Source organism: Pontibacter silvestris (assembly GCF_020907275.1).
GTDB classification, from domain to species: Bacteria; Bacteroidota; Bacteroidia; order Cytophagales; family Hymenobacteraceae; genus Pontibacter; species Pontibacter silvestris.
This window is the reverse complement of the sequence record NZ_JAJJWI010000008.1, coordinates 93,561-118,584: the sequence shown is the minus strand read 5'-3', so window position 1 is coordinate 118,584 and position 25,024 is coordinate 93,561. Positions and strand designations below refer to the sequence as shown.

At 44.4% G+C, this 25,024-nt stretch carries 24 protein-coding genes; 15 read left to right on the top strand and 9 right to left on the bottom strand.

The features are described 5' to 3' along the window. Positions 1-6: 6 nt before the first annotated feature. On the bottom strand, positions 7-843 hold the full coding sequence (locus LN995_RS09250; protein WP_229960591.1) for a DMT family transporter: 837 nt from the start codon (positions 841-843) through the stop codon (positions 7-9). Between the two features lie 220 nt (positions 844-1,063). Next, on the bottom strand, positions 1,064-2,047 hold the full coding sequence (gene dusB, locus LN995_RS09245; RefSeq protein WP_229960746.1) for a tRNA dihydrouridine synthase DusB: 984 nt from the start codon (positions 2,045-2,047) through the stop codon (positions 1,064-1,066). A gap of 54 nt (positions 2,048-2,101) precedes the next feature. Here dusB and LN995_RS09240 point away from each other — a divergent pair, with 54 nt between their 5' ends. The 4 genes from LN995_RS09240 (at position 2,102) to LN995_RS09225 (ending at position 6,229) form a co-directional block, all read left to right on the top strand. Continuing rightward, positions 2,102-3,079, top strand: a complete 978-nt coding sequence (locus LN995_RS09240; protein ID WP_229960590.1) for a CPBP family intramembrane glutamic endopeptidase — start codon at positions 2,102-2,104, stop codon at positions 3,077-3,079. Between the two features lie 128 nt (positions 3,080-3,207). Further along, complete coding sequence (locus LN995_RS09235; protein WP_229960589.1) at positions 3,208-4,035, top strand: phosphatidate cytidylyltransferase; 828 nt, start codon at positions 3,208-3,210, stop codon at positions 4,033-4,035. Between the two features lie 110 nt (positions 4,036-4,145). Then, the gene (locus LN995_RS09230) at positions 4,146-5,423 is read left to right on the top strand and encodes a Glu/Leu/Phe/Val family dehydrogenase (RefSeq protein ID WP_229960588.1); all 1,278 of its coding nucleotides are present in this window, start codon (positions 4,146-4,148) and stop codon (positions 5,421-5,423) included. Positions 5,424-5,545: 122 nt separating this feature from the next. Next, positions 5,546-6,229, top strand: coding sequence for a phosphatidylserine decarboxylase family protein (locus LN995_RS09225; protein WP_229960587.1), 684 nt, complete (start codon positions 5,546-5,548; stop codon positions 6,227-6,229). A gap of 173 nt (positions 6,230-6,402) precedes the next feature. On the opposite strand, the gene LN995_RS09220 is transcribed toward LN995_RS09225, so the two are convergent. After that, on the bottom strand, positions 6,403-6,885 hold the full coding sequence (locus LN995_RS09220) for a GAF domain-containing protein (RefSeq protein WP_229960586.1): 483 nt from the start codon (positions 6,883-6,885) through the stop codon (positions 6,403-6,405). 48 nt (positions 6,886-6,933) lie between these two features. Further along, positions 6,934-7,977: a bifunctional diaminohydroxyphosphoribosylaminopyrimidine deaminase/5-amino-6-(5-phosphoribosylamino)uracil reductase RibD gene (gene ribD, locus LN995_RS09215; protein ID WP_229960585.1), complete on the bottom strand. Its 1,044-nt coding sequence runs from the start codon at positions 7,975-7,977 to the stop codon at positions 6,934-6,936. A 168-nt stretch (positions 7,978-8,145) separates the two neighbouring features. Here ribD and prmC point away from each other — a divergent pair, with 168 nt between their 5' ends. From prmC to rfbA, 6 genes are all read left to right on the top strand, one after another. Beyond that, entirely contained in the window at positions 8,146-9,000 is an 855-nt protein-coding gene (gene prmC / locus LN995_RS09210) for a peptide chain release factor N(5)-glutamine methyltransferase (protein WP_229960583.1), read from the top strand. 113 nt (positions 9,001-9,113) lie between these two features. Further along, on the top strand, positions 9,114-10,403 hold the full coding sequence (locus tag LN995_RS09205; RefSeq protein WP_229960581.1) for a nucleotide sugar dehydrogenase: 1,290 nt from the start codon (positions 9,114-9,116) through the stop codon (positions 10,401-10,403). A 26-nt stretch (positions 10,404-10,429) separates the two neighbouring features. Continuing rightward, positions 10,430-11,464, top strand: a complete 1,035-nt coding sequence (gene galE / locus LN995_RS09200) for a UDP-glucose 4-epimerase GalE (RefSeq protein ID WP_229960579.1) — start codon at positions 10,430-10,432, stop codon at positions 11,462-11,464. A 3-nt stretch (positions 11,465-11,467) separates the two neighbouring features. Next, a complete protein-coding gene (gene rfbB / locus LN995_RS09195) occupies positions 11,468-12,517 on the top strand; it encodes a dTDP-glucose 4,6-dehydratase (RefSeq protein WP_229960577.1) in 1,050 nt (349 codons plus the stop codon). A 26-nt stretch (positions 12,518-12,543) separates the two neighbouring features. Further along, a complete protein-coding gene (locus LN995_RS09190) occupies positions 12,544-13,548 on the top strand; it encodes an SDR family oxidoreductase (protein ID WP_229960576.1) in 1,005 nt (334 codons plus the stop codon). A 4-nt stretch (positions 13,549-13,552) separates the two neighbouring features. After that, positions 13,553-14,413: a glucose-1-phosphate thymidylyltransferase RfbA gene (gene rfbA, locus LN995_RS09185; RefSeq protein ID WP_229960575.1), complete on the top strand. Its 861-nt coding sequence runs from the start codon at positions 13,553-13,555 to the stop codon at positions 14,411-14,413. 74 nt (positions 14,414-14,487) lie between these two features. On the opposite strand, the gene chrA is transcribed toward rfbA, so the two are convergent. After that, positions 14,488-15,657, bottom strand: a complete 1,170-nt coding sequence (gene chrA, locus LN995_RS09180; RefSeq protein ID WP_229960574.1) for a chromate efflux transporter — start codon at positions 15,655-15,657, stop codon at positions 14,488-14,490. 63 nt (positions 15,658-15,720) lie between these two features. Then, on the bottom strand, positions 15,721-16,692 hold the full coding sequence (locus LN995_RS09175; RefSeq protein WP_229960573.1) for an isopenicillin N synthase family dioxygenase: 972 nt from the start codon (positions 16,690-16,692) through the stop codon (positions 15,721-15,723). A gap of 102 nt (positions 16,693-16,794) precedes the next feature. Here LN995_RS09175 and LN995_RS09170 point away from each other — a divergent pair, with 102 nt between their 5' ends. The 3 genes from LN995_RS09170 to LN995_RS09160 all read left to right on the top strand — a co-directional run bounded on the left by LN995_RS09170 (position 16,795) and on the right by LN995_RS09160 (position 18,661). Further along, positions 16,795-17,637, top strand: coding sequence for a hypothetical protein (locus tag LN995_RS09170; protein WP_229960572.1), 843 nt, complete (start codon positions 16,795-16,797; stop codon positions 17,635-17,637). A 358-nt stretch (positions 17,638-17,995) separates the two neighbouring features. After that, positions 17,996-18,382, top strand: coding sequence for a response regulator (locus LN995_RS09165; RefSeq protein WP_229960571.1), 387 nt, complete (start codon positions 17,996-17,998; stop codon positions 18,380-18,382). Between the two features lie 90 nt (positions 18,383-18,472). After that, positions 18,473-18,661, top strand: a complete 189-nt coding sequence (locus LN995_RS09160; protein ID WP_229960569.1) for a hypothetical protein — start codon at positions 18,473-18,475, stop codon at positions 18,659-18,661. Between the two features lie 205 nt (positions 18,662-18,866). On the opposite strand, the gene floA is transcribed toward LN995_RS09160, so the two are convergent. The 3 genes from floA to proS form a co-directional block, all read right to left on the bottom strand. Further along, entirely contained in the window at positions 18,867-19,853 is a 987-nt protein-coding gene (gene floA / locus LN995_RS09155; RefSeq protein WP_229960568.1) for a flotillin-like protein FloA, read from the bottom strand. Positions 19,854-19,864: 11 nt separating this feature from the next. After that, the gene (locus LN995_RS09150) at positions 19,865-20,338 is read right to left on the bottom strand and encodes an NfeD family protein (protein WP_229960566.1); all 474 of its coding nucleotides are present in this window, start codon (positions 20,336-20,338) and stop codon (positions 19,865-19,867) included. A gap of 228 nt (positions 20,339-20,566) precedes the next feature. After that, complete coding sequence (proS, locus tag LN995_RS09145; protein ID WP_229960564.1) at positions 20,567-22,036, bottom strand: proline--tRNA ligase; 1,470 nt, start codon at positions 22,034-22,036, stop codon at positions 20,567-20,569. 198 nt (positions 22,037-22,234) lie between these two features. Between proS and LN995_RS09140 the strand changes: the two genes are divergently transcribed. Continuing rightward, entirely contained in the window at positions 22,235-23,362 is a 1,128-nt protein-coding gene (locus LN995_RS09140; RefSeq protein ID WP_229960563.1) for a hypothetical protein, read from the top strand. 19 nt (positions 23,363-23,381) lie between these two features. Then, positions 23,382-24,896: an OmpP1/FadL family transporter gene (locus LN995_RS09135; protein ID WP_229960562.1), complete on the top strand. Its 1,515-nt coding sequence runs from the start codon at positions 23,382-23,384 to the stop codon at positions 24,894-24,896. Positions 24,897-25,024: the final 128 nt, after the last annotated feature.

Genomic DNA, 25,024 nt, shown 5'->3' with positions numbered 1-25,024 from the left:
GACGAGCTACTTTGCCCTGTTTACGATAAAAACACCGGCTAAAATAACGACCATTCCCATGTAGTGCCACAGCTGAATGGTTTCTCCGTCTAACACGCCCCACATAAGCGCTACAATAGGAATAAGGTAGTTGGTTGAACTGGCAAAAAGAGGCGTTGAAATATGAATAAGCTTGTTTAGAAGGATGAGACCAATGGCAGTACTGAACACAGCAAGAATAGCAATGTACAGCAGTGCCTCCCATGCACCCAGCGTATGTTGTAGCTTGTCCACCGCGTTTGTAGTAAAAAGATAAACAGCTGCTATTGGTCCTACTGTCAATAATGCAAGGCTGGACATAACAATTGGAGGGATGCCTTTAAGTCTGAACTTAATAATGTTGGCGCTGCCTCCGTAACAGATCGTAGCTACTACAATGTACAAACCGTAAAATTTATTATCAAGGTCAGCACTGCCGTTGTCGGAAAAGATAAGCATGGCTGTGCCTGCTATACCCACCACAATACCAAGCATGCGCATCCAAGTAATAGATTGCCGGAAGAAAGCGGCACCGATCAGTAAAGTAAAAAGTGCTGTCAGAGAGTTTAAAACACCAGCCAGACCACTTGCAAGCCGCGTTTCGGCGTAGGCAAACAAAAAAGCAGGAAACAGGTTGCCTAATAAGCCACTTGCTAAAATGAACTTCCAGCGGTGCGGTTCTACCTTATGTAAGTTGCTTATTGCAAAAGGCAGTAAAGCCAAGCAGGCAATAACAATGCGCAGTGCCCCCAGTTCATCAGAACTAAAAACAACCAGCCCTTTTTTTATCAGGATAAAAGAGGTGCCCCAGATAAAGGTTAGCACAACTACCAGCAGCCAGACAAGTGGCGAGGTAGATGTTTTTTCTTGTGTGGGCGCGGTTTCTGTTTTGATAGTTTTTAAAGTTTAGAAAGGTGAAGAAACTAAAGATAATTTATACAAAATATATAGAGTTGAATTTGGGAAAGCCGTTTAAGCAGAAGCCATCCACTGATACAATGACAGCAGATGGCCTCTAAATGCTCTGGTTATCTAACATGTTAACTCAAGCGTAACTCATCGTCTGAGCAATTTCATCAAGCGTGTCGTAAATTTCGTTGATGTCTTCGGACTGCACCAGGCGCATGCGCAGTGGTTTAAAATGTGACAAACCACGGAAATAGTTGGTATAGTGGCGGCGCATTTCAAAAATGCCCAACTTGTCACCTTTCCACTCTAGTGAGTGTGTGAAATGCTGGCGGCAAACTTCTACACGCTCGTCTAGCGTTGGCCCCGGCAGTATTTCGCCGGTTTTCATGTAGTGCTTAACCTCATTAAAAATCCAAGGGTAGCCAATAGAAGCACGGCCAATCATAATGCCGTCTATGCCATACCTGTTGCGGTACTCCAATGCTTTTTGCGGAGAATCTATGTCGCCGTTACCAAAAATCGGGATCTTCATGCGTGGGTTGTTTTTTACCTCCGCAATCAGGCTCCAGTCGGCTTCTCCCTTATACATCTGTACACGCGTGCGGCCATGTATACTTAAAGCCTTAATGCCAATATCCTGCAGGCGTTCGGCTGTCTCTACAATGTTTTTGCTGTTCTCGTCCCAGCCCAGGCGGGTTTTTACCGTAACAGGCAGGTTGGTCGCTTTTACGATCTCCTCTGTCATTTTCACCATTTTCGGGATGTCGCGCAGCAAAGCTGCACCGGCACCTTTACAGGCTACATTCTTTACAGGGCAACCGTAGTTAATATCGATCAGGTCAGGACCGGCCTGTGACGAAACAATGGCAGCTTCTCGCATTGACTCAATCTCAGAGCCAAAAATCTGGATGCCTATGGGGCGTTCATAATCAAATATATCGAGCTTCTGTATACTTTTAGCAGCGTCACGAATCAAACCCTCTGACGATATGAATTCTGTATACATTAAATCTGCGCCATTAGCCTTACATACCTTCCGGAATGGCGGGTCGCTTACGTCTTCCATTGGTGCGAGCAACAACGGAAACTCACCCAACTCTATGTTCGCTATCTTTACCAAAGCCAAATCTTAAAATTTCACGTAAATTTACGTCAATTAAACCTAATTTTCTCTATGAAAGGTTTCATCTCTAAAGATATACACCCGTTTCTTGTGTTTCTGTTACTGATAGTGTTAATGTCAGGCGGCTATTTTGTAGCCAGCTTTGTCTATAGCTTATTGGTAAACTGGATTTTTGACATTAGTATTTACCAGTTGTTAGACGTGGTAGAGAATCCTTCAGAGTACCCAAACGGGCCTGATGCCATGTTGCTGTTCCAGGCTATAGTCTCCTTTTTCTCCTTTATAGTGGCGCCTGTTTACTTACTAAGAATAATGGGCTTTAACCTGAACAACTACCTGAACTGGAAAATTACTCCAGGGCTTGGACTGGTGCTGCTGAGCGGCCTGTTGATTGTGATTATTATGCCCTTCAACTCTGCTGTTATTGATTGGAATGCCAACCTTCAGTTTCCTGAGTCTATGAAAGGTTTTGAGCAGTGGGCCCGTTCCGAGGAAGACAGATTAGCTGAACTTACAAAGCTGATTGCCAATTTTGGTACATTGCCCCGCTTCTTGCTGGGGCTTGTGGTGTTTGCAGCCATACCGGCCATAGGAGAGGAACTGGTTTTCAGGGGAGTTATGCAGCGGCAGCTGCATCGTTGGTTTGGGAACATGCATGTGGCTGTATGGGCTGCCGCTCTTATTTTTGCTGCCATTCACGTGCAGTTCTTTGGCTTTGTGCCCAGGGCTATACTAGGAGCCCTGTTTGGTTATCTTTACTTCTGGTCAGGCAGGATAATTATACCGATGGTGGCACATTTTGTAAACAACGGCTTTACAGTCTTCCTGCTTTACTTGCAACAATCAGGAGCTATAGATGCCGATGTAGAGTCTACAGAGGCAATGCCCTGGTATAGTGTTATCCTGTCTTTAGTATTAAGTGCGGCTATATTATATTATCTTTACCAGCGTTTTCTCGATCAGCCTTTGCGGCCGGAAAGCGTGGCAGAAGTAGAGGTGCCGGATGTGGAATCTTCTGAAAATGGTTAAGGATTCTTGTGAAGAAATCAATTATATTCTGATTTAACCTGATGTGTTAGCCCTGCTTCTAATTGAAATAAACTCCAAAGCCCTAAATCAATTTTACATCTGTCGCTCCGGCGGCGCAATTCCGTTACATGAGCAATAAAATATCCACCCTAAGTAATTTGCAACAACGTGTTATTGTCGGGGTGTTGGGTGTCACAGTCTTTATCGGCGCGATATGTTTTAGTGAGTGGACGTACTTTTTGCTCTTCCTGGGGCTTACTTTGTTAGGAATAGCAGAATTTTACAGGCTGATGGAAGTGCAGGGTATTCTGCCAAACAAACAAGCAGGCCTTGTAGTTGGTGCTCTTTTCTTTATTGCTGTGTTCCTGATTGAGAAGGAAATGCTGGCTATGGAAGTGCTGTTTCTAATAGTGCCGCTGTGCTTTCTAGTTTTTATACTGGAGTTGTATCGTAAGAAGCCGCTACCATTTACCAACATAGCCTTTACCTTGATGGGGGTTGCTTATGTGGCAGGGCCATTTGGATTGTTGCACTTGCTGGGCTACCTAAAAGGGGAATATAGTTGGCAACCCATACTTGGAGTAATGCTGTTGATATGGGCCGCAGACACAGGAGCATACATTTTCGGGAAAAACTTTGGTAAGCACAAACTGCTGGAGCGGGTTTCGCCTGGTAAAACCTGGGAAGGCTGGGCCGGAGGCACGGCGTTAGCCGTAGTAGTAGGCTATGTACTGGCACTGTTTTTTACGGATCTGGCACTATATCAATGGATAGGAGTAGCTGTGCTTATCGCTGTTTTTGGTGTGTTGGGCGATTTAGTAGAGTCGCTTTTAAAGCGAAGCCTGGGAGTGAAAGACTCTGGAACATTACTGCCAGGGCATGGCGGCATCTTAGACCGTTTTGATAGCTTACTGATGGCTGTGCCTTTTATTGTAGCCTTTCTTAAAGTATTTTAAATAGCTTCGTCTACGGTCTTTAGAAGCTGTCAGGAGCAGCTTCTAGAACTTTGTTGCTCAGGTTCGTATCTAATTATATAGATAATGAATGAAATGAGAACAAATTACCAATGAAATTATACGAAGAACCTGCTCCTATAAAGGATAAAGCTAGCCCTTTCGAATCAATGATGTCCCACTTTAATATAGCGGCAGAAGTGTTAGGTCTGGATGAAGAGACCTATAATGTATTAAAATCCCCAACTAGGCAAGTTATTGTAAACGTTCCTGTTACCATGGACGATGGTAAAGTACGTGTGTTTGAAGGCTTCAGAGTGATACACTCAAACATTCTGGGGCCTTCTAAAGGCGGCATCCGTTACGCCCCTGATGTATTCCTGGATGAGGTAAAGGCACTAGCTGCGTGGATGACTTGGAAGTGCGCTGTAGTAGATATTCCTTACGGTGGAGCCAAAGGCGGTATTGTCTGTAACCCGCGAACCATGTCTTCCGGCGAGATAGAGCGTTTAACAAGAGCTTATACAGCTTCCTTAGTTGATATTTTTGGTCCTGATCGGGATATTCCCGCACCGGATATGGGCACAGGCCCGCATGAAATGGCCTGGGTGATGGATGAATATTCAAAGAGAAAAGGCTCAACAGAGCATGCTGTGGTAACTGGCAAGCCACTTGTATTGGGCGGCTCTCTGGGGCGTGTAGAGGCTACTGGCCGAGGCGTAATGGTGTCTGCCATGGCAGCAATGGATAAGTTAGGCATGAATCCTGTTACAGCTACCGCCGCCGTACAAGGGTTCGGTAATGTGGGGGCCTGGGCAGCTAAACTAATGGCTGAGCGTGGTGTGAAAATCTTGGGATTAAGTGACGTTAGCGGAGCTTACTGGAACGACAATGGCATAAATATAGATGAGGCTATTGCTTATCGCGATGCACATGGTGGTCGTTTGAAAGGCTATCAGAATGCTGAGGAAATAGACAGCGAAGACCTTTTAACTTCTAAAGTAGATGTGTTGGTGCCTGCTGCAGTAGAGGATGTTATCACTAGTAGAAACGCTGACAACATTCAGGCAAAACTCATTGTGGAAGGTGCTAACGGGCCTACTTCTTATAGAGCCGATAAAATTATAAACGATAAAGGCATTATGGTTGTGCCGGACATACTTGCCAATGCTGGCGGTGTAACGGTATCTTACTTTGAGTGGGTACAAAACAGAATGGGCTTCAAATGGACTTTAGAGCGTGTAAACCAACGTGCAGAACGTATTATGAAAGAGTCTTATGAGCGTGTCTATGCTGCCTCTGAAAAGTATAATGTATCGATGCGTATTGCGGCTTATATTGTGGCCATAGATAAAGTTGCCATGACGTATAAGTACCGCGGAGGCTTCTAATGAAAATTTTTTTGAATAGTAACCAAAAGTTTATATAATTTTGAAGCTGGATAATAGCCCATCTATGTAACTGGATGGGCTATTATAAGTTATATAAGTACCTGCGGCAAATAATTTAACTGATGAAGATTCACAAGGAAGGAAGAAGAATTCTATTTTTTACCCTGTTGATTTTGTTGACACTGAACCTCCTGCTTTACAATTTCAACGCGGATAATAACACTTTTAATAGAATTTTTTCAGGTGTGTCTGTTGTGCTGTTCCTGCTTATCCTGCAGTTTTTCCGTAGCCCTTATCGCAACCTGCTGCTGCATGAAGACCTGATCGTGGCGCCTGCCGATGGTAAGGTAGTAGTGATTGAAGAAATAGAAGAGCCTGAATATTTCAAAGACAAGCGTAAGCAGATTTCAATTTTCATGTCGCCTATAAACGTGCATATTACCCGCAACCCGGTATCTGGAATCGTAAGTTATTTTAAATATCACCCAGGAAATTATTTTGTAGCCTGGCATCCGAAATCAAGTACGCAAAACGAGCGCACCACTGTAGTAGTAGAGTCTACTGCAGGTCCAGAGGTTCTTTTCCGACAGATTGCCGGCGCGATGGCCCGTCGCATCGTATGGTATGTAAAAGAAAAAGATGAGGTAAGCCAGGGCGAAGAATTCGGCTTTATCAAGTTTGGCTCCCGTGTAGATGTGTTTTTGCCATTAGATGCAGAAGTAAAGGTAGAGCTAGGCCAGAAAACAAAAGGAGGGCAAACGGTTATTGCTCAACTGAAAACAGAAACGCCATCGTTGTTTGGTTAATTGATAACGACACACGAACACAATTCTAGATACACGATTTTATGAACAAGGCCACTGCAATTATTTAAGCAGTGGCCTTGCCTGTTATTGAGCTTAAGGTTTTAGCATTATTGCCAAAATAGAGCTTCTCAACCAGTGAAAAGTTAAGTGGAAAAGTCCGTGCTACGTGAAAACTAGTACCAGCTTTCCACCAGTTTCATCAGTTGCTCTAAGTATTTCTGGTCTGTTTCATCAAAATCATTGAGTTTGTCGCTATCTACATCCAGTACCAGTTTTACCTCGCCATCTTTTATAACAGGAACTACAATCTCGGACTTAGAATCGCTGCTACAGGCAATATGGCCAGGAAATGCTTCTACATCAGGCACCAGCATTGTTTTCTGTTGCGTATAGCAGGCGCCGCAAACACCTTTGTGGTAAGGTATACGAGTACAGGCCACTGGCCCCTGAAACGGTCCTAGCACCAGCTCTCCCTCTTTATTAAAGTACACTCCTACCCAAAAGAAGCCAAAGCCCTGCCTTAAGGCCGCCACTAAATTGGATATGTTGGCGATTAAATCTTTTTCGCCTGTTACAAGTGCCTCAATTTGAGGGAGCAGGCTTTTATATTTTTCCTCTTTGCTGAGGTTTGCATCTACTAAAAGTGATTCTGCCATGTGTTAATGTTGAATAATGAAGTTAAAATGACGGAAAAGTTTTAAAATCTAACAGCTAAGATAGTGGAACAGCAAATCTGATCCTAAGTTTTGTACGTTCTGCAACTGCCCATACACCATAGCCGGAGCTTTAATGCCAGTGCTTAGTGCCTTGGAGGTGTTTTTGAAGACATGCGCTTCATCCCACAGGTTCGCCTGTAGCATACTCTCCAGCAGAAAAGTGCCTCCCTCTACCATTACAGAAAGTATGTTTCTTTTATGCAGGTCCTGCATAATCTGAGGCAGGAATGGTTCCTGCTCACTTAGTTGAACGTAGTGCAGGTTTGCATGTGCTTCTTCCTGCTTTTGTGAGTTATAAACTACTGTTGGCTGCTTCCGGTCAAAAAGATAGAGGTGAGCTGGCAACAGTAATTGTTTATCAATAACTATGCGCAAGGGGTTCTTGCCACTCCAGAAGCGGGTGCTTAACTGAGGATTGTCGTAAAGGGCTGTGCGGCTGCCCACCATAATAGCCTGTTCTTCCGTTCGCCATTTATGAGCAAGACGCTTGGCCGGAGCACCACTTATTTGCTCTTGCTTATAGTTTACGCCGGCTATAAAACCATCGGCAGTTTCTGCCCATTTTAAAAATATGTAAGGCCGCTTCTCGCTGTGGAAGGTAAAGAAACGTTTGTTTACTTCGAACCCCTCTTGCTCCAGTACCCCTACCTTTACCTGAGCTCCGGCATCAAACAGTTTCTTAATGCCACGCCCTGCCACCAATGGGTTCGGGTCTGTATTGCAGATAACAACATCGCGAACACCGCTGTTAATAAGCAGGTCAGCACAAGGCGGGGTTTTACCGTAGTGGGAGCAAGGCTCCAGTGTAACGTAAACACGACTCTTGGGTAACAGGCTTTTATCCTCTACGGAAGCAATAGCATTCACTTCTGCATGTGGCCCTCCGTACTGCCTGTGCCAGCCTTCGCCAATTATCTGCCCCTTATGCACTACTACACAACCAACCATAGGGTTTGGGCTGGTATAGCCATTGCCTAACCTGGCCAGTTCTAAAGCGCGGCGCATATATAAATCGTCGGTTGATGCCATCATGTGAGTTTAAAGTTCAATTCAGGCTTAGCGGCAGTTTTTGCTCAGCTTAAGATTACTGGAAGACGTTAATATATTAAATTAAAAGTCTTGTGTCGCATGCCTTGATACTTGTGCCTTAGCACTTACTTTTGCAAAGATACCTAAAACTGAAACGAAAGAAAGTAACCTGTGGCTACCATCCAGCAAACGAAACAACATATCCGGCAAAGCTTAAAAGATATATATCCTGAAGCGGAGGCAGAAGGCATTGCACAGTTGGTGCTGGAGCATGTGCTTCAGAAATCACGATTGCAACTGAGCTTAAGCCAGCAGGAAGAAGTATGTGCCTCACAGCAAGAGCAGGTAGAGCGGGCACTTGAGCGTTTACAGCAGCATGAGCCGGTGCAGTATGTATTGGGTATTGCTCATTTTTATGGGCTAGAGCTACTGGTAGATGAGCGTGTACTGATTCCAAGGCCCGAAACCGAGGAACTGGTGGATCTTGTTATAAAGGAACATAAAAAGCGACAGCACCTGCATATATTGGACATTTGTGCAGGCAGTGGTTGCATACCTCTTGCTTTAACGGCAAGTCTGAACACCGGCAAGGTATATGGATTAGAAGTGTCAGAGGGTGCACTGCAGGTTGCACAGGTAAATGCAGCAAAGTATAACCTGGCAGTAAAATGGCTGCAGCAGGATGTGTTTGAACCAGTGCAAAATATAGCGCCAGGTTCTCTGGATATTATCACCAGTAACCCGCCTTATGTGCTGGAAGAGGAAAAGATGCTGATGCGAAACAATGTGCTGCAGTATGAGCCGCACCTTGCACTATTTGTGCCAGATCAGGATCCGCTAAGGTATTATAAGCGTATTGCCCAACTTGGCCTTGAGCTGCTAAAAGAAGACGGTAAGCTGTATTTTGAGATTAATGAGCGTTATGGTACTGCCATCAGGAGCTTTTTATTGCAAGAAGGTTACTCTCAGGCTGATGTAATTCAGGATATGTTTGGGAAAGATCGGATAGTAGCAGCAAAAATATAATGTTGTAAATTTTTTGTTTTAAAAATTATAGAATATATTAGTTTTGCTATAAAGTGAACTGCCGTGTCTGGTCAAACCGTTGCAGGTTCTAAAGGATACTAAAAACAGAAAATTTGTACGAGCAATTAGTTAATAAGAAATCAAAACTAGCTGTAATCGGCTTAGGCTATGTAGGTTTACCTGTTGCTCTTGCTTTTGCTAAAAAGTTAAAGGTAGTTGCCTTTGATATAAACTCTCAGCGGATTGAGATGTTAAAAAAGCAAATAGACCCTAGCGGAGAGCTGGCGGCTGAAGAGTTCTGTAACACTGATGTCGTTTTTACGGATAACCCCGATTTGCTTAAAGATGCGCAGTGCTTTATTATAACTGTACCTACCCCTGTTGATGAGCATGCTATACCTGATTTAAGCCATATTTTTTTAGCCTCAGAAACTGTAGGGAAAGCCTTGAAGAAGGGTGATTACGTGATATTTGAGTCTACAGTTTATCCTGGTTGTACAGAAGAAGACTGCGTTCCCGTGCTAGAAAGAGTATCTAATTTAAACTATATAGAGGATTTTTCAGTAGGATATTCTCCAGAGAGGATTAACCCTGGCGATAAGGAGCACACGCTGGCAAGGAACACGAAAGTTGTTGCCGGGTGTAACGAGGAGGCTACAGAAGCGATCGCTCGCATTTACAAGTTAATAGTGAAAGTGGGTGTACATAAAGTTTCCTCTATTAAAGTAGCCGAAGCGGCCAAAGTAATAGAGAACACGCAGCGAGATTTGAACATAGCGCTGATGAATGAGCTATCCATTATTTTTGATCGTATGGGCATCAATACTTATGAGGTATTGGAAGCTGCAGGCACAAAGTGGAACTTCCTGAAATTCTCTCCCGGCCTGGTTGGGGGGCATTGTATAGGTGTAGACCCTTATTATCTCACTTATAAAGCAAAGGAGCTTGGCTACGATGCTAAAGTAATACTAAGTGGGCGCAGCATCAACGATAACATGGGAATGTATGTGGCGACAAAGCTTGTGCAACAGCTAGTTAAGTCAGGTAAAAATATTGCCCATACACGTGTGCTGATTATGGGAGCTACCTTTAAAGAGAACGTAAAAGATGTACGAAACTCGAAAGTAGTTGATATAATTAAAGAATTAGGAAACTTTAATATAGCGATAGAAGTAGTAGACCCTTATGCAAGCCCGGGCGAATTTCAGCAGGCCTATGGGCTGAGCCTGACGCAAGGGCCAGGAAAGGACTATGATGCTGTTGTAGTGGCTGTTTGCCATAAGCCTTATCTGGAACTGGATGAGGAATATTTTAAGTCTATCATGAAAGACAACGCTATACTGGTTGATATAAAAGGGTTATACCGAAACAGAATCAGTCATATTAAATACATAACTTTATAAGCATACAAGTCACAACAACATAAACTATGACAAAGGGTAAAATTTTAGTAACAGGAGGTGCGGGTTATATTGGTTCGCACACAGTGGTTGAACTGGTGGAAGCAGGTTATGAGCCAATTATTGTAGATAACTTTTCAAACTCTGAGGAAAGTGCTTTAGAAGGCATAGCTGCTTTAGTTGGAAGAAATGTTCCTTGCTATCGTGTAGATTGTACTGACGCTGCTGCTTTGCGCGAAGTTTTTGAAAAGGAACCACAAATAGCCGGAGTTATACACTTTGCCGCTTATAAAGCTGTAGGGGAGTCAGTGGCGCAGCCTATGAAATATTACCATAACAACATAGGGTCTCTGGTGGCATTGTTACAGATAATGGAAGCGTTTAAGGTTAACAATCTTGTTTTCTCTTCTTCCTGCACCGTTTATGGTATTCCGGAGAAACTGCCTGTAACTGAGCAGACTCCCGTACAAAAAGCAAATTCTCCTTACGGTAATACTAAAAAAATATGCGAAGAGATTCTGGTAGATCTGGCAAACAGCGGAAGCTCTGTTAGGTCTATCGCTTTGCGTTATTTTAATCCGATAGGTGCGCATCCATCTGCTAAAATAGGAGAGTTGCCACTAGGAGTTCCTAACAACCTGGTGCCATTTATTACGCAAACTGCAGCTGGTATACGGGAGCAGGTTACTGTTTTTGGAGATGACTATGATACACCGGACGGCACCTGTGTTCGGGACTATATACATGTAGTAGATTTAGCCAAGGCACACGTTGTAGCAGTAGATAGACTATTGCAAGGCCAGGCTGAAAGCATAGAGGTTTATAATGTAGGTACAGGCCAGGGAAACACTGTGCTGGAGGCAATACAGGCTTTTGAGAAGTCAACTGGTGTAAAGCTAAACTATAAAATCGGCCCTCGCCGTGCAGGAGATGTACCTAAAATATATGCTGATGTAACAAAGGCTACAGAAGTACTTGGCTTCAAAACAACCAGCACACTGGAAGAAGCTATGAAAAGCGCCTGGGATTGGCAGGAATCATTAAGAGAATCAACAAAAGCATAAAAAATGAAAATACTAATTACTGGTGGAGCGGGCTTTATTGGTTCCCATGTAGTCAGGCTGTTTGTAACTAAATACCCTGAGTACCAAGTCTTCAACCTGGATAAACTAACATATGCTGGTAACCTGGCCAACCTTACTGATATAGAGGACAGCGAAAACTACACTTTCCTGAAAGGCGACATTGTGGATGCTGCTTACCTGGATGAAATATTCTCTGTTCATAAGTTTGATGCTGTAATCCATCTGGCAGCCGAGTCGCATGTAGACCGATCTATTACAGACCCGCTGGCTTTTGTAAATACAAACGTGATTGGTACTGTAAACCTGCTGAACACGGCCCGCAAACATTGGGCTGATAACCTGCAGGACCACCTGTTCTACCATATTTCTACGGATGAGGTATATGGTTCGCTAGGAGCAGAAGGCTTCTTTACAGAAGAGACTGCGTATGACCCACGTTCTCCTTATTCAGCTTCCAAAGCAAGCTCAGACCACTTTGTGCGGGCCTACTATCATACCTATGGCATGCCTGTAAAAGTGTCTAACTGCTCGAACAATTATGGTCCGAACCACTTCCCGGAAAAGCTTATTCCGCTGGCCATCCACAACATCAAAAACGAAAAGCCAGTGCCGGTTTATGGCAAAGGAGAGAACGTGCGCGACTGGCTTTACGTACTGGATCATGCCCGTGCTATTGATGACATCTTTCATAGAGGAAAAATAGGAGAGACATACAACATTGGTGGCATTAACGAGTGGCGCAATATAGACCTGATAGAGCTGCTTTGCGATCTGATGGATGAGAAACTGGACCGGCCAAAAGGACAATCCCGCCAGTTAATCACGTTTGTGAAAGACCGTGCAGGCCACGACCTGCGTTATGCTATTGATTCTTCAAAGTTGATGGAAGAGTTAGGCTGGAAACCGTCTGTTACGTTTGAAGAAGGCTTAAGCAAAACTGTAGATTGGTATCTGCAGAATACAGAGTGGCTGGAAAACGTGACATCAGGTAATTACCAGTCATACTACGAGCAGCAGTACACAGACCGATAGCTATTACTAAAGATTAAGATCAGAATTTGTACGATAAGCCCTATCATGAGAAGCCGCTGGCACACCTGTCTTTTTTGGTGACAGGCGGCGGCGGCTTTATCGGCTCTAATCTGGTGGAGTATCTGCTAAAATACAAAGCTGGCAAAGTCCGGGTACTGGATAATTTCTCTAGTGGCTACCTTAAAAATATTGTAGAGTTCAAGTCTAATGCTGCTTTTGAATTAGTAGAAGGGGATATTCGTGATGCGGCGGTATGCATGGCTGCCTGTGAAAACATAGATATCATATTGCATCAGGCCGCTTTAGGGTCAGTGCCAAGAAGCATAAAAGAGCCGGCTGAAATCAACAGTGTTAATGTAGATGGTTTTGTTAATATGATCGTAGCTGCCAAGGAAAGCGGAGTGAAGCGCTTTGTATATGCAACATCCTCTTCGGTTTATGGCGATAGCAAAGAGCTGCCCAAAGTAGAGGAACGTGTAGGCAGACCGCTTTCTCCTTATGCTGTTACAAAGTATGTGAACGAGCTTTATGCAGAGGTGTTTGCTGCGACTTATGGCATAGAAACCATAGGCTTGCGATATTTTAATGTGTTTGGCCCAAAACAAGACATCAGAGGTGCATATGCCGCTGTTATTCCACTACTGATAGATGCACAGTTACAGAGCCATTCGCCTGTAATTAATGGCGATGGCACTCAAACCCGTGACTTTACTTTTGTAGAGAACTGTGTCCAGGCAAATATCAAGGCAGCACTGGTGGAAAATCCTGAGGCTGTTAACAAGGTTTATAACATTGGAGCAGGCGACCGAACATCGTTGCTGGAAGTGTTAAATATGTTAAAAACAGCAACAGGAGTAACACTAGAACCAGTACATGGCCCGGAGCGTGTAGGCGATATTAAAGATAGCTGGGCAGATATCTCTAGGGCCAAGTACCTGCTAGGCTATAAGCCAGAAGTAGCTGTACGTGAGGGGCTGCAAAAAACATTTAAGTGGTTTAACGATAACCAACAGTTTATTTACGAAAACTAATCATATGAAAGGAATCATTCTTGCCGGAGGCTCCGGAACCCGTTTACATCCGCTTACATTGGCTGTCAGCAAACAGTTGATGCCTGTTTATGATAAACCCATGATATATTACCCGTTGTCCACGCTGATGCTGGCTGGTATACGGGATATACTGATTATCTCTACTCCGCACGACTTGCCGATGTTTGAGCGCCTGTTAGGCGATGGCAGCCGGATTGGCTGTAATTTCAGCTATGCGGTACAGGAAGAGCCAAATGGGCTTGCACAGGCTTTTGTTATCGGGGAGAAGTTTATTGATGGAGATAAAGTTGCGCTTGTACTTGGCGATAATATATTTTACGGTTCTGGCATGAGTAAGCTGTTGCAGGCAAACAATGACCCTGATGGTGGTGTGGTGTATGCTTATCACGTGCAAGACCCGGAGCGATATGGCGTGGTAGAGTTTGATGATGATAAAAATGTGCTGTCTATTGAAGAGAAGCCAAAGCAGCCAAAGTCCAGCTTTGCAGTACCAGGTTTATATTTCTATGACAATGATGTGGTGGAAATCTCTAAACAGCTTAAGCCAAGTGCCCGTGGCGAATATGAAATTACGGATGTAAACAAAGAGTACCTGCGCCAGGGCAAACTGAAAGTAGGTATTCTGGATAGGGGTACTGCCTGGCTCGATACAGGTACTATCGTGTCGCTGATGCAGGCTGCTACGTTTGTGCAGGTAATAGAGGAGCGCCAGGGGCTTAAAATTGGTTGTATAGAAGAAGTGGCTTATCGTATGGGCTATATTGATAAAGCGCAACTGCAGCGGGTAGCTGAACCACTACGCAAAAGCGGGTACGGTGACTACCTGTTAAATATATTAAAGTAAGTTTATTTTTGCTGTTTCTTAAAAACCGGCTACAACGAGTTTGTAGTTGGTTTTTTTGTTTTAAGGATATCTGTTTAGAGAATAAACCCAAGTAGCAGACCAGTCAGGATTAACACAGGAGCTGGAACACGGGTAAACATCAGCAGGCAAAAAGTAGCCAGCACAAAGCCAATATTTAGGGCACTGGATTCTAACTGATGAAAAAGAAGGATGGCAGCTGCTACCACCATGCCCGTGCTGACAGCGCTTATGCCTTCCAGGGAAGCGCGCACGACACGGTACTTTTTCAGTTCATCCCAAAACCGGATAACAAAGAAAATAAAGAAAGTACCGGGCAAAAAGATGCCTGCTGTAGCCATCAAAGAACCAAGTATCTGCCCTGATACACCAGCATCACGAATAGAGAGAGTGCCAATGTAGGAGCAAAAAGAAAATACAGGACCGGGAAGCGCCTGTACAATGGCATAGCCAGACAAAAACTCTTCTCCGGTAAGGTAGTGCTTAAAGTCCACGAACTCTGTGTACAGAAGAGGGATAAGCACCTGCCCGCCTCCGAAAATAAGGCTGCCGTTACGGTAAAAGTTTTCAAAAAGCCTTACAGGCAGGCTGTGCGTAATACCACCTATTGCTGCAGCAACTATAAGCACTGCCACATAAAGTACAAAGTTTGCCCACTGTATGCGCAGCTGCTTGTTCTCCTCGCGCGGGTGTAGCCTGAACCGGACAGCTGTAACAGCTCCGCCAGCTATCAGCAAAACAGGAAACATCCAGGGAGAATTGAAAAAGTAAGAGACTATTGCCGAAGCTACCATCAGGGCCGTGGCTGTTTTTGTATGGATTACTTTGGCCCCGATCATATAAGCTGCATAAGCCACGAAGCCAACTGCCATAGGCTGTATAAACCTTAAAAAGCTGAGGGATATATTATGTTCCTGTAAGTAGGAAATTATCAGGGCGGCTACTGTCATGATAACGGAAGCAGGCAGTAACCACACAAGCAGTGTGAGATAAGCAAGATTAGGCCCCCCGATTTTAAAACCTATCGCAGTTATGGTTTGTGTAGAGGTAGGGCCAGGCAAAATCTGGCAGAGGGCATTCAATTCAATAAGCTCCTGCTCTGTTATATAACGGCGCTTATCAACCAGTAAGGTAAGCATCATGGCCATATGTGCCTGCGGACCACCAAAAGCTGTGAGGGCCAGCATCAGAACGTCTTTCAGGAAGATGTAGTAGCGCAGACTCATGCCGTAGATCGAAAAAAGCGAGGCAGCTCATGAGCTGCCTCGCTTTAAGAAAAGGTTTGTAAATTACTTTTTCAGCCCAAGCTCAACGAGGCGCTCGTTCAGGTATTCTCCTGCTGTGGCATCAGGGTAAGCTTTAGGGTTCTGCTCATCAATGCAGTTCTCCAGGCAGGTCAGGTCCATTTCAGAACGTGGGTGCATAAAGAACGGAATGGAGAAACGGGAAGTGTGCATTAGTTCACGAGGTGGGTTTACCACACGGTGGATAGTTGATTTCAGTTTGTTGTTCGTTAAGCGGGCCAGCATATCGCCCACGTTTACTACAACCTGCTCCGGCAGGGCTGTAATCGGAATCCATTTGCCATCGCGGCGCAGTACCTGCAAGCCGTCTGCACTAGCTCCCATCAGCAGCGTAATTAAATTGATATCTCCATGTTCAGCGGCGCGTACAGCCCCAGCCGGTACGGCATCCGGGTTCTCGATAGGGAAGTAGTGGATAGCACGCAGAATACTGTTGCCATTGTGTACTTTCGCATCAAAATAATCTTCTGGTAGCTCTAAAAGTATTGCCAGGGCCTTTAATACCTGCTTACCAGCTGCCTCCAGCTTTTGGTAAGCCTCTAATGTTACTGCTTTGAAGTCTGGTACTTCGGCAGGCCAGATATTGTCCGGGTATTGTTCTTTGATAGGATCATTGTCTGTTACCTCCTGCCCAACATGGTAGAATTCTTTCAGGTCGCCAGTGTTAAAGCCTTTTGCTTTCTCTCTTCCTTTGCTAACATAGCCACGCTGGCCGGCCAGTTCAGTTACTTCGTAGTTTTGCTTTACCTCGTCAGGCAGAGCAAAAAAAGCCTGAGTGGCAGCATATAGCTTTTCCGTTAACTCATCGCTGAGGCCGTGGTTACGTAGGGCAATAAAACCGATGTTTTGGTAAGCATCGCCTAGCTGCTTCACAAATTTAGCTCTTCTCTCTGCGTCTCCTGATGTAAAATCAGCCAGATCAAGGGATGGAACTTCATCAAACAAAATTTCGCTCATATAGTAATAGCTGTATACTTTTTTGTGTTGTTCACGTAGTCCGCAATATACAAAAAAATAAAATTGCTAACTTAGCCCTATCGCTAACCAAATATCACATAGATGAAAAAAACATATTTGCTATTGGCTTCGGCTTTAACGCTTGGTTTTACAGCCTGCGATACCGCTAAGCAAACCCAGGAAGCCGAAAATGAAACGCCGGCTACAGAGGCTACGAATGCAGGCCCGACACCGGAAGGTGCTATTATGACCAAAGACGGCCTTAGAGTATATGCTTTCAATGATTCTCCTCCATTTCCAGAGGCACAACTGCGCCTGAACACTCCTCCTGCAGGAGGCATGGTGGAGCCGGGAGATGTAGAGTTTGTGTATGAACTGACAAATTACCAACTGACAAGAATGACAGAGTCTTCTCATGCAGAGCATATGGCTAACTCACAGGAAGGGCAGCATATTCATAACATTGTGGATAACCAGCCATACACAGCGCATTACGAGACTACTTTCTCAAAAGAGATTCCGGAAGGAGATCATGTTATACTGTCGTTCCTTTCCCGCTCTTACCACGAAAGCCTGAAGCACCAGGGTGCTTATGACCTTCGTGTAGTAACAGTTGGTAAGCCGCAGGAGCGTGTGGAGTTTGATACAGAAGCACCTCACATGTTCTACAGCCGCCCTAAAGGGGAGTATAAAGGTGCTGATACAGAGCGCATCATGCTGGACTTCTATCTGGTGAATACGGATTTGTCAACTACAGGAAACAAAGTACGCGCGACTATCAACGGTACTGAATTTACCTTAGACAGATGGTTGCCGTATATTATCGAAGGGCTTCCGATGGGAGAGAATACCATTAAGTTAGAACTAGTTGATAACAGTGGAAACGTAATTCCTGGTCCTTACAATACAGTTGAGCGAACTATTACGCTTAGCCCATCTGCATAAGCTGTCACACATAAAGGAAGTAAAATATAAGTGCCTGCTCTTTATTATCTAAGGGGCAGGTACTTGTGTTTTATAACTGTTTTTTTGCATGTTACCTTACACTGAGTAAAGGCAAGTGCAGAACTTCGTCGAAATCACTATTCGAGACTACACGAGTTGCTTTTCCTTCATCATTGCAACTAAATTGAACTTATATCAGAAGTCAGTTCTCTTTAACATAACATAGGTTATGGAAAAAACCGCCCCCAGGGGCTGGAATCGGGGGTAGGGATTTTAGTACTTTCGCAGGAGGGAAATAAATTGTACATCTTCGCTGATTCCCGTACAAGGGAATCAGCGAAGATGTACAATAAGCATAGTGAAGTCAAAAGCGAAAAGAATATTACTAGTAGACGATGACCCTGCCGTCTCTTTTATAACGCAACGCCTATTCAGGCAAGCGCAGCTAGAAGCAGAGGTGCTGCTGGCCAGCCATGGCCAGGAGGCACTCGATATCGTCCGGGAAGTGTGCAGGAGTGAGCAATGCCCGGAATTGATCCTGCTGGACATCAACATGCCGGTCATGGACGGCTTTGAGTTTCTGGAGGAACTCCAGAAGTCCGCTGATTTAAGTTCTGCCCCCATAAAGATTGTAATGCTTAGCAGCTCTACGCATTACCTGGATATGGTGAAGGCAAAGGATTACCCGGTGATTGGTTGCATCGAGAAACCCCTTACTGTAGAGAAGCTGTCCAAGTTTCTGTAGCAAGTACCTACCCTTACTGCGGCTGTCAGTTTACATAATCAGTTTATCTGACCGCCGAGCCGTAAAACATAGGGGTAAAAAATAAAGCTAATGGAATACAAGCCGATCAAGACACAGTGGCAGTATGATTTTGTCGCTAAGCGCATAGAGCAGCTGAAGGACGCCGACCCGTACACGCCTGAGACAGAGGAACTGAGGCTGCTGACAGAAATGGTTGTTGAGTACGTGATGAGAAAGGCGGGTTTTGATGATAGCCAGTCGCCTCCCACACATGGCTGAAGGCACGCCCCAGGTTGACACGCTATGTGCATCCTATAATGCGTTGACCGTTGCCCTTGCTTAACATAAAGTAGCTTATCAGGCAATTTATAACTCCTTCTACTTAATCTTGTAAACCCTGCTAAACAGTGTTACTACATCCCAACTAAAGAAAGGAGCCGCAACTGATGAAGATGCGGCCCCTTTCTTTAGTCAATTAGCTCGTCTACTCCTTTGGCCTATTTTGGCCACCCTGGTCGGGCTTGGCAATAGAGTTACGCATATCGGTGTCAGACTGTATGTTCTGCATTTTATAATAGTCCATAATACCAAGGTTACCGCTACGGAAGGCAGCTGCAATGGCTTGCGGAATTTCTACCTCTGCCTGTATTACGTTGGCGCGTGCTTCCTGGGCTTTGGCTTTCATTTCCTGTTCTACGGCCACGGCCATGGCGCGGCGCTCTTCGGCCTTGGCTTCTGCAACCCTTAAGTCGGCTCCGGCCTGGTCTATCTGTAATTTTGCTCCAATGTTTTCGCCCACATCTATATCGGCAATATCTATGGAGAGTATTTCATAGGCAGTACCGGCATCCAGGCCTTTCTGCAGCACCAGCTTCGAAATCATGTCAGGGTTCTCCAGAACCGTTTTATGGGAGATGGAAGAACCGATAGAGGTAACAATACCCTCACCAACTCGGGCAAGTATGGTTTCTTCGCCGGCACCACCTACTAACTGGTTGATATTGGCCCGAACCGTAACACGCGCTTTAGCTATCAGTTGGATGCCATCCTGTGCTACGGCGGCTACGTTAGGCGTGTTAATTACTTTGGGGTTAACAGAAGTAGTTACAGCCTCAAACACATTACGGCCTGCTAGATCTATGGCGGTGGCTTGCTTAAAAGAAAGCGGAATGTTTGCTTTGTCGGCAGATATCAGAGCCTTGATGACCATTGGAACATTTCCGCCTGCCAGATAATGTGTTTCTAGCTCTGTTGTACTCAGGTCAATGCCTGCTTTAGTGGCGTTGATCATAGAGTTAACAATCAGGCTCGGCGGCACCTTGCGGATACGCATAAACACCAGCTCAGCCAGCCCTACTTTTACACCAGAGAACAATGCTGTAACCCAAAGGCTGATTGGAACAAAATAGAGAAAAATAATAAGGAGGACAATGCCTCCCGCAATAAGAAACAATAAAGAGAAATTTTCCATATGTAAGTCTGTTAGCTAGCTTCTTCTACTATAATCTTATTTTGTTGTAGTTTTATAATCCGAACTGCGGTATTGGGGGAAACAAATTCTCCATGCGTATGGACTTCATGGTGGCGCTCTTTAAAAATTGCTGTACCAGAGGGTCTTAAGGCTGAGACTGTTTTCCCGACCTCTCCAATTTCCAGGTCATGCTGATGTTCCTCGTTTACGTGGCCCCGGTTACTGTCTTTCAGAGCAAACCGGGTCCAGACATCGGACCGGAAACTGTAGAAAAAAGCAATACCCGCGACCAGCACAGTGCCTGCCAGAATAATATGGCCGAGCGTAGTGCCTAATGCTGCGTAACCTATCCAGATTCCGATGCCAGCTAATAAAAATCCTAATATGCCTACAAGGGTTGTGCCCGGAACAAAAATGAGTTCCACAATAATAAGGCCTAGCCCAACACAAATGAGCAGTAAAACAGTTATCCAGTCGAGTAGCATGTAGTGCTTTTAACTTGTTAGGTAAATATATGGATTTCTATGTTAATATACTGTTCCTAAAAATAAAAAGGCCATTTCCCTTCCAGAAAATGGCCTTTACTAAATGATTAGTATAGTTAAATACAGGTTTATGAACAATTACAGGATGCATGTAACTGCTGAAACTGTTCACTTTGCCCAATTGGTCTCATGTTGATACGGCAATTTCCTGGCAAGTTTTAACAGAACTTAGTAAGCTTTGGCAAAATATACGCGCTGCTTACTTGGCTTGCCTGTCAGCATGTCTACTCCATCTTCTTCCGGCGACTCTAACGCAATGCAGCGTATGGTTGCTTTTGTTTCCTCTTTAATACGCTCTTCTGTTTCTGAAGTGCCATCCCAGTGAGCCAGTACAAAGCCTCCCTTGGTTTCTAAAACTTCCTTAAACTCCTCGTAAGTATCAACCTTAGTGGTATGTTCTTCTCTAAAGTTAAATGCTTTACTATAAATATTTTCCTGGATTTCATCCAGCAAGGCAGGAATATAATCGGTTAAGCTATCAAACTGCTGTGTGCTTTTCTCTTTTGTATCACGGCGAGCAACCTCGGCAGTACCATTTTCAAGGTCCCGGTTACCGATGGCAACGCGTACTGGCACGCCTTTTAGCTCCCATTCTGCAAATTTAAAACCAGGCCGTTCCGTATCTCGGTTATCATACTTCACGCTAATGCCTTTTGCTTCCAGTTCTTTCTTCAGTTTCAGTACTTTTTCACTGATCTGTGCCAGTTGCTCTTCGCCTTTGTAGATAGGAACAATTACCACCTGAATAGGAGCCAGCTTGGGAGGAAGTACTAACCCTTCATCATCAGAGTGAGCCATAACTAAAGCACCCATTAAACGCGTGCTTACACCCCAGGAGGTGCCCCACACATATTCTAGTCCACCGTCTTTTGTGGCAAATTTCACATCAAACGCTTTTGCAAAGTTCTGCCCCAGAAAGTGAGAAGTACCAGCTTGTAAAGCCTTCCCGTCCTGCATTAGGCCTTCGATGCAATAAGTGTCTAAAGCACCGGCAAAACGCTCCTTGGGTGTTTTAACACCTCGTACTACAGGTAGTGCTATATACTTTTCTGCAAACTCGGCATAAACCTCCATCATTTGCTTTGTTTCAGCAATGGCTTCTTCTGCTGTGGCATGCGCTGTGTGGCCCTCCTGCCATAAGAACTCTGCTGTACGCAGAAACAGGCGCGTACGCATTTCCCAGCGAACTACGTTAGCCCATTGGTTAACCAATAGCGGCAGGTCGCGATAGCTCTGCACCCAGCTCTTGTAAGTGCTCCAGATAATGGTTTCAGAAGTAGGGCGAACAATAAGCTCTTCTTCCAGTTTTGCATCAGGGTCTACTGTAACACCATCTTCAGTAGCTTTCAATCTATAGTGAGTTACCACTGCGCATTCTTTTGCAAAGCCTTCTACGTGGTCTGCCTCACGGCTCAGGTACGATTTTGGTATAAACAGCGGGAAATAAGCATTGCTATGCCCTGTTGCTTTAAACATATCATCTAACACACGCTGCATTCTCTCCCAAATGGCATAACCATATGGTTTTATTACCATACAGCCACGCACAGCAGAATTTTCAGCTAACCCAGCCTTTTTTACCAATTCGTTGTACCACAGAGAGTAGTCTTCGCTTCTTTTAGGCAACCCCTTACTCATATTCTAAAGAATGTTTATGCTATATTGCTAGTTATAAATGGTTTTGGAATAGAATTTGCTAATATAATTATATTATATAACATATCATTCCGGCCCGAAATTACGTTAATATAATTAGACTATTGATAAGGTTTTGCGCTAATGTGTTATTATCTTTGATATAGAAGATGAAAACAAATCAATAACAGGAGAGAGGTTATGAAGAAGATATCAATACTAGCTATAATTCCCATGCTCGCAGCAGTAGGTTGCAGCACCCCCATTGCGATGCAGTCTACTGAGTATGACGACATGTATTATAGCTCTTCAGATCAAACAGAATACATAGAGCCCGAAGGACAAACGTATGCCAGCTCGGAAGAGTATAGCAGCAATGGGGCTCTTGCCGATGGTGAGGTGGTGAACCCGGAGTATGCGAGTGGAGATGAGTATGCAGGGGAAGATGAATATTACGATGGGCGTGAATATAACCCGTACGGGTATAACTATTCTTTTGTAGACCCATACTGGGGTAGTTCGTATGTGCCAGGCTATAGCAACGGGTATTATGGCTCAACTGCTTTTTACGATCCGTTTTATAGCCCTTACTATGGTGGCTCTGCATTTTATAGCCCGTTCTACGACCCGTTTATGCGTTCACCATACATGATGCGTAGTGGCTTGTCGCTTGGCTTAAGCTTCGGCAGTATGTGGGGCTCACCGTTCTATGGTGGTTATGGTTATAACCCGTACTACTATGGCGGAATGTCTCCGTATTACAGCGGATTCTATAACGGCTATTACAATAACTATTACTATGACAGACCTTTAGTGGTGTCTGGTAATACCCGCCAGGTGCAATACGGGCCACGACAGTCCAGAAGTGTTGTCAGGACAGACAATGTTCAAAGCACTGCCGGAAGACCGGTAAGAAGCGGAAGCAATATAAATGCAGGTAATGCCGTTATATCACGGCCAGCCCGGGCTGCTGAAAGTACAGTTGGCAATGCTGTAGAAAGTGCAGGTAGTACTACTACAACACGCCGAAGCCGTACGCAGTATTATGACCCTAGCAGAAGCACTCGTTCGACGCGTCAGCCGTCAAGAGTAGGACAGACTCAGCAGCAACAGCAACAACGCGCGATAAGTCCTGCACGTGAAAGCAGATCACGACAAACGTATACACCAAGACGTGAATACAGGCAACAGCAGATACAAAGCCGCCCTGTTGAAACTCGCCCAAGCTACCAGCAACGCAGCAGCAGTAGTTTCCCAAGCAGCCGTCCGACACAGAGTAGCGGCAGTAGCAGCGGAGGCGGACGCCCACCAAGAGGCGGAAATCATTAATTTAGTTTTATTAAAATAAATGAACGTAAATAAAATATTCCTGGCTAGCCTGGCACTTATGCTGGGCTGGGGTGGAACCGCTTTTGCCCAAGACGAGGTAGACGCTTTGCGCTACTCCCGTTTAGGTGTATCAGGTTCTGCACGTATACAAGGCATAGGAGGAGCGCAGGCTGCTCTTGGAGCCGATATTTCATCCCTTTCTGTCAACCCGGCAGGTTTAGGCATGTTCCGTAGATCTGAGTTTACATTTAGCCCTGGCTTACAATTTAATAACACAGATACAAACACAAACGGTAACCAGGTATCAGATAGTCGTAATGTGCTAAGTGTCCCACAAATGGGGCTTGTGTTTTCGAACAGAAAGGGCGATAACGAAGATGGTGACTGGAGAGGCGTAAACTTTGGCATAGGCTTTACAAGGCTGAATAACTTTAATCAGCAAGTATCCTATCAGAATACTACTGGAGAAATTACCCCTACTATTGTAGAGTATTTTGCCGATTTGGCAGATGCAAATGGCCGTACAGTTAGTGACCTGGATCAAGAGTTTAACGGAGGTTTTTACTCTTTAGAAGGCTTGGCTTATGGTACTTATCTGTATGATATAGTTGAAGATGAAACGACAGGTGAGGTTTATGCAGCACCGCTTGTAAGAGAAGGAAGCATTCTTCAGCAAGAAAGTATTCGCAGAAGAGGTTCGCAAAACCAGATCGATTTTGGCTTCGGAACAAGTTATAAAGATAGACTGTATATAGGAGCGTCAGTCGGAATAGTTACCACCAGGTATACACAGGAAAGTGTCTATCGCGAAGCTGAAAGTAGTGAAAATACTGCCTTTACTGATTTGGAACTGCGTGATGAATTTACATCAAGAGGTACAGGGGTTAACTTAAAAGTTGGGGTAATTGCAAGGCCTGTAGATGCGCTTCGGATTGGTGCCAGCATACAAACACCAACAGCTTATACATTTACCGATGATTATCAGCAGTCATTATATGCAGGTTACGATGATGGCCCTAGAGAAAGTGCTTCCATAATGCCAGGTCAATTTTCTTATCGCCTTACAACACCTTTTAAAGCAACAGGAGGTGTAGCAGTTTTCCTGAGTAAATATGGCTTTATTACGGCAGATATAGAGTATTTGAACTATAGTAGTGCCCATTTTTCTGAAGAAGATGATGGTTATGGCACCACCGGAAATTACTTTACTGGTGTTAACAACACCATATCTGATACTTATAGGTCTGTTTGGAATTATAGAATAGGAGCAGAGGGGCGTTACGAAGCATTCCGTTTTAGAGCAGGATATGCTATAAGCTCAGACCCGTATAAAAATGCATCGTTTGATGGCCAGATAAACAGTTTCACTTTAGGCACAGGAATTAGACTACAGAATTACTATGTTGATGTAGCTTATGTGAATTCTAATGGAAATAGCCGTTACTCACCTTACACGCTTTATGGAGATGAGCCAGTAGTTGACATAGAAAACAAGCAAAGTACGGTTATGTTTACAGTTGGCTATAACTTCTAAATAGCAAATAACCAACACGAAAAGCGGCAGCTTCTTTAAAAAGAGGCTGCCGCTTTTTTTATGTTGAGCTGCTAAAAACAAAGTATAGGTACGGTTTTAGCTTAGAATATGGAGATAATATAATAAAC